The sequence below is a fragment of the Vibrio sp. 10N.286.48.F5 genome, from assembly GCF_041469785.1.
In the GTDB taxonomy this organism is placed as follows: Bacteria; Pseudomonadota; Gammaproteobacteria; order Enterobacterales; family Vibrionaceae; genus Vibrio; species Vibrio crassostreae_C.
Genome location: NZ_JBFRLG010000017.1, coordinates 30,999 through 45,948 on the forward strand (window position 1 = coordinate 30,999; position 14,950 = coordinate 45,948).

At 45.1% G+C, this 14,950-nt stretch carries 9 protein-coding genes; all 9 read left to right on the forward strand.

Features of this window, described 5'->3' with window-relative positions:
- The first annotated feature begins 3 nt into the window (after positions 1–3).
- The 9 genes from AB4185_RS11795 to tldD all read left to right on the forward strand — a co-directional run bounded on the left by AB4185_RS11795 (position 4) and on the right by tldD (position 14,931).
- Positions 4–3,918 carry a DUF6701 domain-containing protein gene (locus tag AB4185_RS11795; RefSeq protein ID WP_372135488.1) on the forward strand — a complete coding sequence of 1,305 codons (3,915 nt, stop codon included), beginning with the start codon at positions 4–6 and terminating at the stop codon, positions 3,916–3,918.
- Between the two features lie 150 nt (positions 3,919–4,068).
- Positions 4,069–5,112: a rod shape-determining protein gene (locus tag AB4185_RS11800; RefSeq protein ID WP_017062957.1), complete on the forward strand. Its 1,044-nt coding sequence runs from the start codon at positions 4,069–4,071 to the stop codon at positions 5,110–5,112.
- Positions 5,113–5,206: 94 nt separating this feature from the next.
- Positions 5,207–6,094 (forward strand): rod shape-determining protein MreC, encoded by an 888-nt coding sequence (gene mreC / locus AB4185_RS11805; protein ID WP_004735927.1) that lies wholly within the window; start codon positions 5,207–5,209, stop codon positions 6,092–6,094.
- Positions 6,084–6,572, forward strand: a complete 489-nt coding sequence (gene mreD / locus AB4185_RS11810; RefSeq protein ID WP_017061361.1) for a rod shape-determining protein MreD — start codon at positions 6,084–6,086, stop codon at positions 6,570–6,572. The genes mreC and mreD overlap by 11 nt, the downstream gene beginning before the upstream one ends.
- A gap of 7 nt (positions 6,573–6,579) precedes the next feature.
- On the forward strand, positions 6,580–7,203 hold the full coding sequence (locus AB4185_RS11815) for a nucleoside triphosphate pyrophosphatase (RefSeq protein ID WP_372082783.1): 624 nt from the start codon (positions 6,580–6,582) through the stop codon (positions 7,201–7,203).
- 20 nt (positions 7,204–7,223) lie between these two features.
- Positions 7,224–8,693 (forward strand): ribonuclease G, encoded by a 1,470-nt coding sequence (gene rng / locus AB4185_RS11820; protein ID WP_017061363.1) that lies wholly within the window; start codon positions 7,224–7,226, stop codon positions 8,691–8,693.
- 10 nt (positions 8,694–8,703) lie between these two features.
- Positions 8,704–12,579 carry a YhdP family protein gene (locus tag AB4185_RS11825; protein WP_372135489.1) on the forward strand — a complete coding sequence of 1,292 codons (3,876 nt, stop codon included), beginning with the start codon at positions 8,704–8,706 and terminating at the stop codon, positions 12,577–12,579.
- Between the two features lie 74 nt (positions 12,580–12,653).
- Positions 12,654–13,466, forward strand: a complete 813-nt coding sequence (locus AB4185_RS11830; protein ID WP_372135490.1) for a carbon-nitrogen hydrolase family protein — start codon at positions 12,654–12,656, stop codon at positions 13,464–13,466.
- A gap of 19 nt (positions 13,467–13,485) precedes the next feature.
- Positions 13,486–14,931 carry a metalloprotease TldD gene (gene tldD, locus AB4185_RS11835; RefSeq protein ID WP_372135491.1) on the forward strand — a complete coding sequence of 482 codons (1,446 nt, stop codon included), beginning with the start codon at positions 13,486–13,488 and terminating at the stop codon, positions 14,929–14,931.
- Positions 14,932–14,950 lie beyond the last annotated feature (19 nt).

The window sequence follows — 14,950 nt, forward strand, 5'->3', positions numbered from 1 at the left end:
ACGATGATAAAGCATTTCTCTGTATTATTAGTTGCGCTTTTTTTATCTCCATTAGTTCAAGCTAATGTTAATACCAACCCTCAGTTTGAGTTTGGTACGGTTCCTGCCGATAAATGTGATATATCCGGACCAACAGTAGAGTGTGTCATTGAGTTTGAAAACACCTATGATTCAGCGCCTTTGGTGTTTGTCATGTCAACGGTTAATGCGAGTCGTTCAAACTTTGATAGTAAGACGACAGAATACCCTTCTGATCTCCGAGTTTGGTCTGTTTCATCGAGCCAGGCAACAATAAAGCAACTACTTCCACCCCATGATGCGGCATGTGTTCGCTTGAAACAGAATAACAATGGGCAGTGGCGATGCAGCACCAATACCAACGATCCTTTAGTGGAGTACGTTGATGCTCCGATGGAAAATATCGACTATTTGGTCATTGAGCCAGGCGTTCTGGAGTTTGATAGTGGGGCGAAATTAGTTGCAGGGACCATTGATTATAACCGTACTTATTCAAATGCTGGTGGTGGAGCTAATAATAGTAAATCGGTGCAATTCAGTGATTTTGGCTTGTCATCCAACTTTAGCTCTTCCCCAGGCGTTTTAGTACAGATTCAAAGCTTGAGCAATATGCAAGGTAGCGCTCCTGTTTGGTTAACCCCAATAGCTCTAAACCCGACAACAAATGCATTTAATCTAGTCCTTGATCGTTCAGAAGTTTCATCTAATGCTCAGCTTACTAGTAATGAACAAGTTGCTTTTGTCGCGGGGCTAGGAGAAGGATTTATAAATGGGCAGAAATTTTGGCTTGGCCAAGGGTCAACATCAAATACGCTGAATATCGATGATAGGGTTATCAAACCAATCACAGAAGGTTGTCAGCTTGTGCAAGATTTTTCAGCTTCTGGTTTTTCGGGTATCCCTACATTACTCGCGTCAAAGCGTACACGTAATGGTAACAATGGCGGCTGGTTGAGGCGCTGTTCAGTATCGAAAACTGGTGTTGCTTTAATCAACGAAGAAGACATGACTCAAGATTATGAACGTGCGCATGTTGTAGAGCCCTATTCGTACTTTTTATTTGATAAGCCGCCAACGAGTGAAATTTGTCAGTTATTCCCTTCACCAGCTCAAACATGGAAAAATAACGAGAATACTTATATTTTGTTGGATACATCGGAGGGGATAGAAGGAGCGTTAGTATCAAATGGAAAGAGGTATATAGGGTTTCCTCAAAATACGATAACAGGAAATAAGAAGGAGAGCGCTTGTGATAGTACGGAGTGTTATGGTGAAGAAGGATTGTTGGTTAATAAGCAAGAACTAGAAAGCTTCCAATCTCCTGATAATGGACTGGAGACTGTAAATGTATGGCAGGATGATGCAGAATTTTCTAATAATGAATCAATAGGAAGTTTGAGTGTTGGAAAAGGCTCTGTAACATTTTATAGCGGCACATACTGGGTCGGTAGTTTGGATATTAATAACGCAGGGAGAGTCATTATCCCTGACGGAGAAAAAGTTATTATTCACATAGGAAAAGTGAATTTAAGTAATAATGATTCATTTTTCGGTGAAGAAGGTGATGGGCAACTAGTAGTTTTTATCCACGCATTGCAAAACTCTACTGTTAACTTTGCCAACCGGAGTGAGTTTAGAGGTCTTTTATATAGCGAAGTCGATGTCATTATGAGCAACCAGTCAACGGTTTATGGTGCAGTTACTGCTAAGGCTATTAGCCTGAGGAATACTTCTAAGATTATTGCGACTGACAATCATTGTTTTCAACCTTCGGATGACTATGAAATTGATATTTCCCCAGCAACCGATTTAGCTTTGATGTGTGGCGACGACTCCCCTCAATTTACCATTAATACCTCTAATAATGGTGTGGCGGGAAGCCTAGGTGTTACGGTGAGTATTACGCCAGACGCTGATGAATTCGACGTTTCTGTACTGCAAGGACAAGGTTCAGGTACTTACCCTAATTATGTTTCAAATGACGATGGTGAATTAACTTTAAAAGTTGTCGCTAAAGATACTGCCAATATTGATTTTGATACAGGTTATAAGCTAACGGCGACATTAGTCGATGATTCTGGTAAAGAGGTTGAAAGCCAGTTTAAGTTCGTACCATTTAAATTCTCTTTAGTGGATGGCAATACTCTAACCAATCGTCTTGACGTTATTGCAGGGCAGGCCACACCGACAGTAACTAAAGTTTTAGCGTGTGATTCTGGTGACTCAATTGTTGTTGCTGAGAACTATATAGGTGAAGCCGGGGATGAAGTTATCATTGCTCATGAGCTTGATAGTTCTTGGAGTGGCTCCGATGGCTCGCTGACCTACTTACCTGAGTTCAAAAAAGGTAGCGCCTCAACTGACTTAACTATCTCTGAGTCAGGGCTTTTCAACGTCACTTTAAAAGACAATAGTTTTGATTGTACTGGTTTCGCTGGTTGTCCCGAAGATGGGAATTATGATGTAGAGGGAAGTTTCTCGGTCTACTCTCGCCCTTGGAAATTTGCGATTTGCACCAACAAGAGCTCCGATGGAAACAGCAACGAGAAAGACTCAGATAGTTTTGCTGCTGCCGGATCTCCATTTGATGTTTATGCCCGCCCGATAAAGCATACCGACTCATCTTCGGTTTGTACTGATGATAATTTGTTGACGAATAATTACTTTGAGTCGGCAGCAAGCGTGAAAGTTACAACAACTTTAGATACCCCTTCAATTACGGATTATCCTGCTGCTGAGCTAGGTGATTTAACCCCTGTAGCTCAGCTAACTAAACAAATTTCGCCGAATGATCAGGCAAATAAAGGTTATAAGTTCGAGAGCTTAAAATACTCAGAAGTGGGTAGTTTTAATTTCATCGCAACTGAAACTGGCAGCTTCTACGGAAGTATCCTTGGCGGCTTCTCTGGTAGTAAATCTATTGGCCGCTTTTACCCTAAATACTTTGTGCAAGGTACTCCGGAATGGAATGTCGCCAATCAAAAGGATATCGCATACCTAAGTCAACCTTATGATTCTACAGTTCACCAAGTATATCCAATGGCTTCTGGTGAAGGTGATACGGATAATGTTCTTAATAATTACCGGTTCTTTAATACAGAGTTACAAGCAAAGTTTGGTGTTTTAGATGATAGCAACACTGATAACGGCTTCTTGCTAGATACGGGCTCTGGAACATGGTCGGCTGATCGTGAGCATTGGTTGTTGAACGATAGTGCCGCTGTTCTTCAGCGAGTTACGGATTCAGATGACGTTAGCCGCAGAGATGCACCGTTTAATACTTCAGATGCTAACTCCACTATTACCCACTTTGGCTTGACTGTTGCAGGAGTTGATCCTGTTTCATTTACTGACTCTGATATTTTGACTGATTCTGTCGAGTTTCCGGTCCAGCCTCCAGCTCGTTATGGTCGAATGGTGCTAGATGATATTGGTGGCAATTCTGATACTACTCTAACTATTCCATTGCGCGCTGAGTTCTGGGATGGCAACGAGTTTATTGTTAACGAGGATGATGACCGCAGTACCTTCAATGGGGCTAATACTTGTAAACAAGTTATTTGGCACAGTGAAGGGGCGGCAACCACTTTAGTTTTACTTAACGGTAGTGGAAATGTGGATGATGGAGAAGAAGAGGTCACAGCAAATCAAAATACGCCAGCAGGAACAGACGCGCCACGTGAGCAAGTTCGTCTGTGGTTAAGAATGGATGACTCTGAGCCTGATAGCGATGGCGGAAATAACATCTCATGTAGTGGCAGTGATCAAGATCAACCATGGCTACGTTACAACTGGCGCCAACTGGGTGATGAAGATCCATCCACCGTCGTCACATTTGGTATCTACCGTGGTAACGATCGTGTGATCTACCGAGGTGAAAGTGGCTTAACAGGTCAGTAATAATATAATTTTTGCCCCTTAAGTTAGGAATCTGTAAGAAATTGCGGGTTTCAGTCCATGTTTGTACTTCAATGCCTTGCCGTAACAGCAAGGCATTGGTACATTTAGTGCAATTTTTGTCTTCTAATTCTTGCAGGATGAGCGAAGAATATGTTTAAAAAACTTCGTGGCATGTTTTCAAACGACCTATCGATTGATTTAGGTACAGCCAATACCCTTATTTATGTAAAAGGCCAAGGCATTGTTCTTGATGAGCCTTCAGTTGTAGCTATTCGCCAAGATCGTGCGGGTTCTGCAAAGAGTGTCGCTGCTGTTGGCCACGCTGCTAAGCAAATGCTTGGTCGTACGCCTGGTAACATCTCAGCGATCCGTCCAATGAAAGACGGTGTAATTGCCGACTTTTACGTAACGGAAAAAATGCTTCAGCACTTCATCAAACAAGTGCATGACAACAGTGTGCTTAAACCAAGTCCTCGTGTTTTGGTTTGTGTACCTTGTGGTTCAACACAGGTTGAGCGTCGTGCTATCCGTGAATCAGCGTTAGGTGCTGGTGCTCGTGAGGTTTACCTAATCGATGAGCCTATGGCTGCTGCGATTGGTGCTGGCCTACGTGTCTCTGAGCCAACAGGTTCAATGGTTGTTGATATCGGTGGTGGTACTACTGAAGTTGCGGTTATCTCACTGAACGGTGTGGTTTACTCGTCTTCTGTTCGCATTGGTGGTGACCGTTTTGATGAAGCGATCATCAACTACGTTCGTCGTAACTACGGCAGCTTGATCGGTGAAGCGACAGCAGAGAAGATCAAACACGAAATCGGTTCAGCTTACCCTGGCGATGAAGTCGAAGAGATCGAAGTACGTGGTCGTAACCTTGCTGAAGGTGTGCCTCGTAGCTTTAGCCTAAACTCAAACGAAATCCTTGAAGCACTTCAAGAGCCTCTATCTGGCATCGTATCTGCAGTAATGGTTGCACTAGAGCAGTGTCCGCCAGAGCTAGCTTCTGATATCTCAGAAAACGGTATGGTACTAACAGGTGGTGGTGCACTGCTTAAAGACCTTGATCGTCTGTTAACAGAAGAAACAGGTATCCCTGTTGTTGTTGCAGAAGAGCCATTAACGTGTGTTGCTCTAGGTGGCGGTAAAGCTCTAGAGATGATCGACATGCACGGCGGCGATCTGTTCAGCGAAGAATAATATCTAGTGTTAGGCTCTTTTATTATCTAGTTTTATGTAAAGAGCCTAGGACCTTGTCTATAGGATCAAATGTAGCTCTAGGACCAAATATAGAATGAAGCCAATTTTTGGTAGAGGTCCCTCTCTACAATTGCGCCTGTTTTTTGCTGTAATTTTATCAGCCAGCCTTATGCTGGCTGATAGTCGTTTAGATGCTTTCTCAAATGTTCGCTATCTATTAAACAGCATGGTTGCGCCTATTCAATATGCAGCCAACTTGCCTCGCACTATGTTCGATGGTGTTTACGACCGTTTTAGCACTCGAAAAGGGTTAATTGAATCCAACCATAATATTAAACGAGAAGTCTTGCGTCTGAAGAGCGAGCTGATTCTGCTTGAGCAATATCAAGAAGAAAACAAGCGCCTTCGTAAGCTGTTGGGGTCTCCGTTTATCCGTGATGAGAAGAAAGTCGTCACAGAAGTTATGGCGGTAGACACTTCACCATATCGCCATCAAGTCGTGATCGACAAAGGTCAGATTGATGGGGTGTATGAAGGTCAGCCGGTGATCAACGAAAAAGGCATTGTCGGCCAAGTCACTTTCGTTGCTGCTCATAATAGTCGTGTATTACTACTCACTGATGCAAACAATGCGATTCCTGTTCAGGTTATTCGTAATGACATCCGTGTGATTGCTTCGGGCAATGGCATGATTGATGAGATCCAGCTAGAGCACATTCCAACCAGTACCGATATACAAGAAGAAGATCTGTTGGTGACATCAGGTCTTGGTGGGGTATATCCAGAAGGTTATCCAGTCGCCTATGTTACGGCCGTTGATTACGACCCGAAACGTGAGTTCGCTGTGATTAAAGCAGAGCCTGTGGTTGAGTTCGATAAGCTCAGATACCTGCTGCTTGTATGGCCTGATGAAAACAAACAGATGCAAGCGGATCAATCGAGCATAGAACAAGCATTGTTAGAGGGCGAAGATGGCCAATAGCGTTTTGAGAAGCAAGGTAGTAATTTTCTGCTCATTTTTAATAGCACTGATTCTGCAGACGATCCCTTGGCCTGGTAGCTTAGATTTATTTAGACCATCTTGGTTACTGCTGGTTACGTGTTACTGGGTTTTGGCTCTACCGCATCGTGTTAACGTGGGTAGTGCTTTGATTTTAGGCTTATTGTGGGACCTTTTGATCGGCTCTACTCTGGGTATTCGAGGCATGATGATGGCAATAGTGATGTACATTATTGCGATGAACTTCCTCGTCATTCGTAACATGGCGTTATGGCAGCAAGCGATGATCATTGCCGCGTTAACGGTCTTGTTTGAGGTGTTGATCTTCTTTGGTGAATATTTGATCCAAGATGTTGTTTTCAATCCGTTATCGTTATGGAGCGCATTGATAAACTGTATACTTTGGCCTTGGATGTTTTTATTAATGAGACGCGTGCGTCGCCATTGGCATGTGAGGTAGCGTGACGATGGAAAAGAAACATTTAGTTTTGGCATCCGGCTCTCCACGCCGCAAAGAATTGCTATCTCAACTCGGTTATGAGTTTTCTGTCCTCGTAACCGATGTTGAAGAGTGTAAACACGCTCAAGAAACCGCCGAAGAATATGTTAAGCGACTATCTTTAGATAAAGCTTTAGCTGCGTTGTCTTTATTAAAAGATAACCCTTCTGAAAGGCAGCATGTCGTTCCTAGTTCTGATACTGTAGATAATGGCTCTGATATAGTCGTTCTTGGTTCTGATACCGTCGTTGTTAGTCAAGGGCAAGTACTTGAGAAGCCCTGCGATTTTGCTGACTCTAAGCGTATGCTTACTCAGTTAGCGAATGAACGTCACCAAGTGATGACGGCGGTTTCTGTGGTTTCAGAAGAAAAACAAAGAACAGAAATCATTATTACCGACGTATGGTTTAAACCCCTCAGTGAAAAAGAAATAGAACAATACTGGCAAACAGGGGAGCCATGCGATAAAGCCGGTAGCTATGGGATCCAAGGTTTGGGCGGACGCTTTGTTACCCGAATTGAAGGTAGTTATTACGCCGTTGTCGGCTTACCTTTATTTGAAACGGACCAGCTACTGCAAGAATTCTTATAATTACTAATCTGAGGTGCACCATGAGTGCTGAATTGTTGCTGAACGTGACCCCGAGTGAAACTCGTGTGGCCATGATTGAAGGGGGGGCTCTTCAAGAGATCCATGTCGAACGAGATGCTCGACGCGGTATCGTAGGAAATATCTATAAAGGACGTGTAAGCCGTGTTCTTCCGGGAATGCAGGCGGCTTTTGTGGATATAGGCCTTGAGAAAGCAGCTTTTTTACACGCCTCTGATATTGTCCCACACACTGAATGTGTCGCTGAAAACGAAAAGAAACAATTTCAGGTTCGTGATATTTCAGAGCTTGTCCGTCAAGGGCAAGACATTGTGGTGCAAGTGGTCAAAGACCCTCTTGGTACTAAAGGTGCTCGCTTAACCACTGATATCACTCTACCGTCTCGTTATCTGGTATTTATGCCGGGCGCAAGTCATGTTGGTGTATCTCAACGTATCGACAGCGAGTCTGAACGTAACCGTCTTAAAAAAGTCGTGTCTCGTTACTGTGACGAACACGGTGGCTTCATCATCCGCACAGCAGCAGAAGGTGCAGATTCAAATGAGTTGGCACAAGATGCCGCATTCTTGAAGCGATTATGGCTAAAAGTATTAGAGCGTCGTGGTAAGCACAAGGCGCGTACTCGTTTGTATGGTGAGCTTTGCTTAAGCCAACGTATCTTACGTGACTTCGTCGGTACTGAGCTGAGCAAGATTCAGGTCGATTCTCGTCTAGAGTATGAAAACCTAAAAGAGTTTACCTCTGAATACGTGCCTGAGCTGACAGACAAGCTTGAGCTGTATGAAGGTGATAAGCCTATCTTTGATATGTACGATACCGAGAACGAAATTCAGCGTTCATTGGATCGTAAAGTCGAATTAAAGTCTGGTGGATATCTGATTATCGACCAAACTGAAGCGATGACCACGGTTGATATCAACACTGGCGCGTTTGTTGGTCGTCGTAATCTAGAAGAGACGATTTTCAACACCAATGTAGAAGCGACTCAAGCGATTGCTCGTCAGCTGCGTCTACGTAACTTAGGTGGCATCATCATTATCGACTTTATTGATATGTTGTCTGAGGAACATCGTAAGCGAGTACTAACTTCTTTAGAGGCTGCGCTCGACAAAGACCGTGTGAAAACCAATATTAATGGCTTCACGCAGCTTGGGTTGGTTGAGATGACTCGTAAACGTACTCGGGAAAGTATTGAGCATATCCTATGTTCGAGCTGTCCTGCTTGTGAAGGCCGCGGCAGTGTGAAGACAGTTGAAACCGTTTGTTATGAAATTCTTCGAGAGATCACGCGAGTGAATCGTGCGTACGACGCCGATAAATTTGTGGTCTATGCGGCAGCTGCCGTAGCTGAGGCGTTAGAGGGCGATGAATCTCATGCGCTTGCGGAGCTTGAAGTCTTTATTGGTAAGCAAGTTAAAATCCAGGCTGAGCCTCTGTACATACAAGAGCAGTTTGATGTTGTTATGATGTAATGGAAATTTTGTGAGCTCAAGCGTTACTCTGATTCTACGTGCATGTTTATGGTTAGTGGTTACTCTCTTAGTAACGCTAGCCATTGCCGTTACTACACTGCGTGTAGCCTTGCCCAATTTAAACAAGTATCAATCTGAAATTGAGCTTTGGGTAAACCAACACTCCGGTTTTGATTTTTCGATTCAAGATGTGGGCGGTTTTTGGCGTAACACTCACCCCTCTATTGCTCTGCAAGGCGTTAAAGCTAGCCTCCCCAATGCAGAAGATGTGACCTTCTCTGTTGAGCGTGTTGAAGTCGAGTTTGACTTGATTCAATCGCTCGTGCAGATGCGCCCGGTTGTGGCCGATCTAGTCATGAATCAAATGTATCTTGATATCCGCTCAATTGATCTGTTTGCCGGACAAAATGGCAAAGACGAACCTACAGATCCCGAGTCTTCCAAGCGAGTGATACAAGAGCTCGATAATTTACTGCTAAAAACACTCGTCGATGTAACTGCAAAAGATTCTTCTATTCTTTATCACTCTGTTTCGGGTGAAGAACGTCAGCTCGATATAGAAACCTTAAAATGGCAAAATTTAGACAAACATCACCTTGCTGAAGGTGTGGTGAGTATCAAAGATGCCAATCTAAACTCTCTGTCAGTGAGTGCTAACTTTATTGATGGTGGGTCACTGACTGATGTGACTGGTGAGTTTTATGTCAGTGCCGACAGCATTTCTGTTAAGCCATGGCTTACGCATTATATGCAGGCGGAATCCGGCATTGAAACGGGTACTGTGAGCTTGAATAGCTGGCTTACGCTGCGAAATAGCAAGCCAGTGAGCGCTTATGTTGAGGTTTTACCCTCAGAACTGGCGTGGAACGAAGATGGCGAGCATGACCTCATGCTTGAGTCCGGTGTCTTTAAGTTGTCGCCGACTGATGATGGTTGGCAAGTAAATGGTCACTCACTAAACCTTAGAACGGATGACACACCTTGGCCGGAACTCGACGTAGCGTTCAAGTGGAATCAAGGTCCATGGCAACTCAACATTTCTGAGCTGGATATTGCGACTATTACTCCGTTGATTAAGCTGCTGCCTGACTCTGAACAATCAACCAAAATGATTAACGTATTGGCGCCGGGCGGCTCTGTTTCTGATATCCGTGTTTCCATGGGTTCGGGAATTGACAGTTTACGTTATTCAGCCAGTTTTTCTGATCTTGCTATCGAGCAGTGGGAACTAGTCCCAGGCTTTAGCCAAGTGTCTGGTAGTGTGTTTGGTTCGGCCTCGGAAGCGAAAGCTAGCCTGCATGTTATTGACGATGTGTTCCCTTATGGTGACGTATTCCAAGCGCCTTTGAATATCAAACAAGGTCAGGTTGATATTGTTTGGCAGCAAGATGAAAACGGCTGGAAGCTGTGGTCAGACAAAATCACAGCTGCCACCCCCGATTTACAAGTACTAGGCGCATTCCGCTTAGACTTCCCAAAAGATGCGAGCCCGTTTTTATCCTTCTACGGCGAAGCGGACGCTTACAATGTCGGTGAAACATGGCGCTACTTACCTACACTGGCTCTTGGGCAAGATCTAACAGACTACCTTTCAACTGCGATTCAAGCCGGTAAAGCGGATACCGTAAAACTGTTGTGGCATGGTGATTTGTCTCAATACCCATACACTAACCACGATGGTATTTTCCAGGTTTGGGTTGGCTTAGAAGATGCGAAATTCAGCTTTGATACCGCGTGGCCACTGATTACTGATCTTCAGCTTGATCTGTTGTTTGAAAATGATGCGATGCATTTGGATTCTCGCTCAGCTCAACTGATGGATGTGACGGCAGATCGAATCACAGGACGCATTCCTTATTTAGGGGAAGGCGGCCATATTGAAATTGAAGCTAAAGCGACGGCGTCTGGCAACGCAGTACGCGATTACATGACGTCTTCGCCACTGGTGGGCTCGGTAGGCGCAGCCTTAACCGCACTTCAAGTGAGTGGTGATGTCTCTTCTGAGTTCCAGCTGAATATTCCGTTTGATTCTGAAAAAGAAGCAAGAGCATGGGGTTACGCCGACTTAAGTGGCAACCATGTTGAGATTGAAGCGCCGCCAATGGTGCTCGAGAACACCACGGGTCGAATTGAATTTGATAATGACGTAGTGACGGCAAATGGCCTCGCTGCGGATCTGCTTAACCAAGGTATCTCGCTTGATTTTAAGGGCCTTAATGATGGTCCTGGCTATGCAGTTGATATTGATGTGTTAGGTGATTGGGACGTCAAGCCTCTAGAACCTTACATCGGTGAGCAATGGTTAAGCCGCTTATCAGGTCATGCGCAATGGCAAAGCCAGATTGATATCCAGCTGAATGATATCGGCTTTACCTACCAACTAGACTTACAGTCAGACCTAAAATACTTGGCGAGTGATTACCCATATCCATTGGCGAAAAAATCACTAGAAAGTGGTTCTGCAAGGCTACAGGCATCGGGTAACCAAGAGACGATTACCGCGCGCCTGCAATTGCCAAACACCAAGTACCAAGCTGAGATTGATATCACAGGCGACGTGCCTGAGTTAACGGCGACCAACTTAGTGCTTGGTCGCGGTGGCTACAAAATTAGCCCGGTGGTGGGCCATCACGCACTGATTCGTACAGACAAATTCAATGCCGATGATTGGTTATCGGTTGTAATGGAACCGGTAAAGCCTTCAACGGCTGTACTTAGTCAAATGAACACGCCAACCATACCTGCGCCAAGCCGTATTACCTTTGAGAGTAAAGAGCTGATCTTGGGTGGTATCTCTTGGAATGACGTCGATTTTAGTGCTCGTAAGAACAAACAGGCGTGGCAAATGGAAGTGTCTAGCCAAGAGCTAGAAGGGGATATTAACTACCTGCCTCCTTATGATTTGACAGTTTCACTGGATCGTCTGCATCTGTTTGTTCCTGAGTGGAGTGATAAGAACAACCAAGATCAGCAACTGCTGCAACGTAAAGAACAAGCTGCGCCATTGATATCCAAATTGGATAGAGAGATCCACGATGCGATGCCAAACCTGACCCTGACGCTGAACGACTTTTGGCTGCAAGGCTACAAGGTGGGTAAGGTCGATGTTGAAATGACGAGGAACGAAGATCGTATCGAGTGGAACAAAATCCAGGTGCGAAGCGGCGGTAACAAAGCGGATGTCAGCGGTTGGTGGGAACTGGACGGTGACAAGAGTCATTCCGCGCTAACGGTTGATGTTGAAGGCGAAAACAACAGTGAGCTCATGGAGCGCTTTGGTATTACTTCCGGGATTCAAAAAGCGCCATTCGCGTTGGAAGGTCAACTAAATTGGGATGGTTCGCCTTGGGGAATCAAAATGGATACCCTTGATGGCAACGTTAAAACCAAGTTTGGTAAAGGCATTATCTCGGATGTGAGCGGCGCAGCTCGATTACTTGGCCTGTTTAGCCTAGATTCGATCATCCGTAAGATGCAGCTCGATTTCTCAGATGTGTTTGATAAAGGTATGGCCTTCAACAGCATCACCGGAACGGGCGAGATTCAAAATGGTATCTTCCTGACCAATGATCTGAACATGGATGCGGTCGCAGGTGAGATGAAAATCAAAGGTATCGCTAACCTCAACACGCGTCAGGTTGATGCTGAGGTGAACTTTACCCCAGATATTACCTCGGGTATTCCCGTATTAACGGCCTTTGCGGTAACCCCTCAAACGGCGCTGTACGTATTGGCGGTGACCACGGTTATCTCGCCAGTTGTGGAAGTCTTTACCCAAGTAAATTATTCGGTGAAAGGACCATTGGATTCACCAACGGTGAGCGAGCTTTCTCGTAGCTCCGGTGAGTTCCAGCTACCAGAGAAACTCAGGAAGTTAGCCGAATAGGCCTTATATCCTAGTCAGCGAATATACGGTGAAATGCTGATTTCTGAATCATAATGAATGGAGGAGCGATACACATGGATTGTGTTGGGTTGATTCAAATGACATCTGGCCCTAGCCCTGAACTGAACTTTGAGTACCTTGTTCAAGAGGTAGCAAAGTGCAAAGAGTCGGGGGCTAAGTGGGTTGTGTGTCCTGAAAATGCGTTAGTCTTTGGCAGTAAAGCCGACTATCACCAGTATGCTGAGCCTCTAAATGATGGCCCATTGCAAAAGAAAATCTCTGAGTTAGCAAAGCTTCAGCGAATTTGGATCGTCATTGGCAGTATGCCGATAAGCACAGCTAAAGGCGTGACTACCACAACCTTGGTGATTGACGATTTTGGCAGTTTAGTGGCTCATTACGACAAGCTACACATGTTTGATGTAGATGTCGCCGATGCCCATAAGTGCTATCGAGAGTCGGATATTTTCACGCCGGGTGACCGAGTTGTGACAGCGGAAACGCCTTTTGGTCGCTTAGGTTTGAGTATTTGTTATGATGTGCGTTTTCCACACTTGTATTCTGAGTTACGTAAGCAAGGGGCGCAAATCATAGTGGTTCCAGCTGCGTTTACCGCAGTCACCGGACAGGCGCATTGGGAAGCACTATTAAGATGCCGTGCGATCGAAACACAATCGTGGATCGTCGCGGTAGGGCAAGGTGGCAAACACCCTTGCCAAAGAGAAACATGGGGACACTCTATGGTGGTTGATCCCTGGGGAAGAGTGGTCGCACAGTTAGATCAAGAACCTAAAAGTATGGTGGTTGAGATAGATACGTCCAGTTGCGAATCAATCAGGCAAAATATGCCCATCGCGCAACACTCTCGATTTACCAATCAATTTTAATTACAAACAAGAGCCATCTATGAGCATTAATCAAATTGAAGAAGCGCTACTGAACCCAACAGGGCTTACGGAGCAAAATATCGCAGATACATTGGCGAGCATTGCTACCCGCCAAATTGATTATGCTGATATCTACTTTCAGTCTAGCTGGCACGAATCTTTGGTGCTAGAAGATAGCATTATTAAAGACGGCTCTTTCAATATCGATTGCGGTGTTGGTGTTCGTGCAGTATCTGGCGAAAAGACCGGTTTTGCTTACTCTGACCAAATCCAATTGGATGGTCTTAAACTGAGCGCAATTGCGGCTCGTGGTATCGCGAAGCAAGGTCAAAACGGCAAGGTTCAAGCGTTTAAACGCAACTCTAACCAAACTTACTATGATGCAGTTAACCCGCTAGCGAGCTGGGAAAAACAGCAGAAAACGGAACTACTGAAATCATTGGATGCTTACATTCGTACGAAAGAGCCTATGGTGACTGAGGTATCTGTGAGCCTAAGCGGTGTACATGAGCAGATGCTGGTTGCTGCGACTGATGGAACTTACGCTGGCGATATTCGTCCGCTGGTTCGTCTATCAATCAGTGTACTTGCTCAGAAAGGCGATCGCCGTGAACGTGGTAGTGCTGGTGGCGGTGGTCGTTTTGGTTACGACTTTTTCCTAAGCGATGACAAAGGCACTCAGGTTGCTTACCAATTTGCGGATGAAGCGATTCGCCAAGCGCTTGTTAACCTTGAAGCAGTTGCTGCGCCTGCTGGTGCAATGCCTGTGGTTCTTGGTTCTGGTTGGCCGGGCGTTCTTCTACACGAAGCCGTAGGCCACGGTTTAGAAGGCGACTTTAACCGTAAAGAGTCTTCAGTATTCTCGGGTAAAGTTGGCGAGCAAGTCACTTCAAGCCTATGTACGATTGTCGATGACGGTACATTGACTGATCTTCGTGGTTCATTGAACGTCGATGATGAAGGTGTTAACGGTCAGTACAATACTTTAATCGAAAACGGCATCTTAAAAGGTTACATGCAAGATAAGCTGAACGCTCGCCTAATGGGTGTAGCACCGACAGGTAATGGTCGTCGTGAGTCTTACGCCCATCTTCCAATGCCACGTATGACGAATACATACATGCTACCGGGCGAACACACGCCGGAAGAGATCATCGCAACGGTTGAGAAGGGTATCTACGCCCCGAACTTCGGCGGCGGTCAGGTTGATATTACTTCTGGTAAGTTTGTATTCTCGGCTTCTGAAGCGTACATGATTGAAAACGGTAAGATCACTCACCCAGTGAAGGGTGCAACGTTGATCGGTTCTGGTATTGAAGCGATGCAGCAAGTGTCTATGGTCGGTAACGACCTAAGCATCGACCGAGGTGTTGGTGTGTGTGGTAAGGCTGGCCAAAGTGTGCCAGTAGGTGTTGGTCAGCCAACATTGAAACTAGACTCGTTAACTGTTGGTGGTACTGAGTAATTCAGACGAATCTCTGCCA

What these genes read in the sequence shown, in the direction of transcription:
- AB4185_RS11795 (WP_372135488.1), top strand. Translation starts at nt 4, where the DNA reads ATGATAAAGCATTTCTCTGTATTATTAGTTGCGCTTTTTTTATCTCCA.
- AB4185_RS11800 (WP_017062957.1), top strand. Translation starts at nt 4,069, where the DNA reads ATGTTTAAAAAACTTCGTGGCATGTTTTCAAACGACCTATCGATTGAT.
- mreC (WP_004735927.1), top strand. Translation starts at nt 5,207, where the DNA reads ATGAAGCCAATTTTTGGTAGAGGTCCCTCTCTACAATTGCGCCTGTTT.
- mreD (WP_017061361.1), top strand. Translation starts at nt 6,084, where the DNA reads ATGGCCAATAGCGTTTTGAGAAGCAAGGTAGTAATTTTCTGCTCATTT.
- AB4185_RS11815 (WP_372082783.1), top strand. Translation starts at nt 6,580, where the DNA reads ATGGAAAAGAAACATTTAGTTTTGGCATCCGGCTCTCCACGCCGCAAA.
- rng (WP_017061363.1), top strand. Translation starts at nt 7,224, where the DNA reads ATGAGTGCTGAATTGTTGCTGAACGTGACCCCGAGTGAAACTCGTGTG.
- AB4185_RS11830 (WP_372135490.1), top strand. Translation starts at nt 12,654, where the DNA reads ATGGATTGTGTTGGGTTGATTCAAATGACATCTGGCCCTAGCCCTGAA.
- tldD (WP_372135491.1), top strand. Translation starts at nt 13,486, where the DNA reads ATGAGCATTAATCAAATTGAAGAAGCGCTACTGAACCCAACAGGGCTT.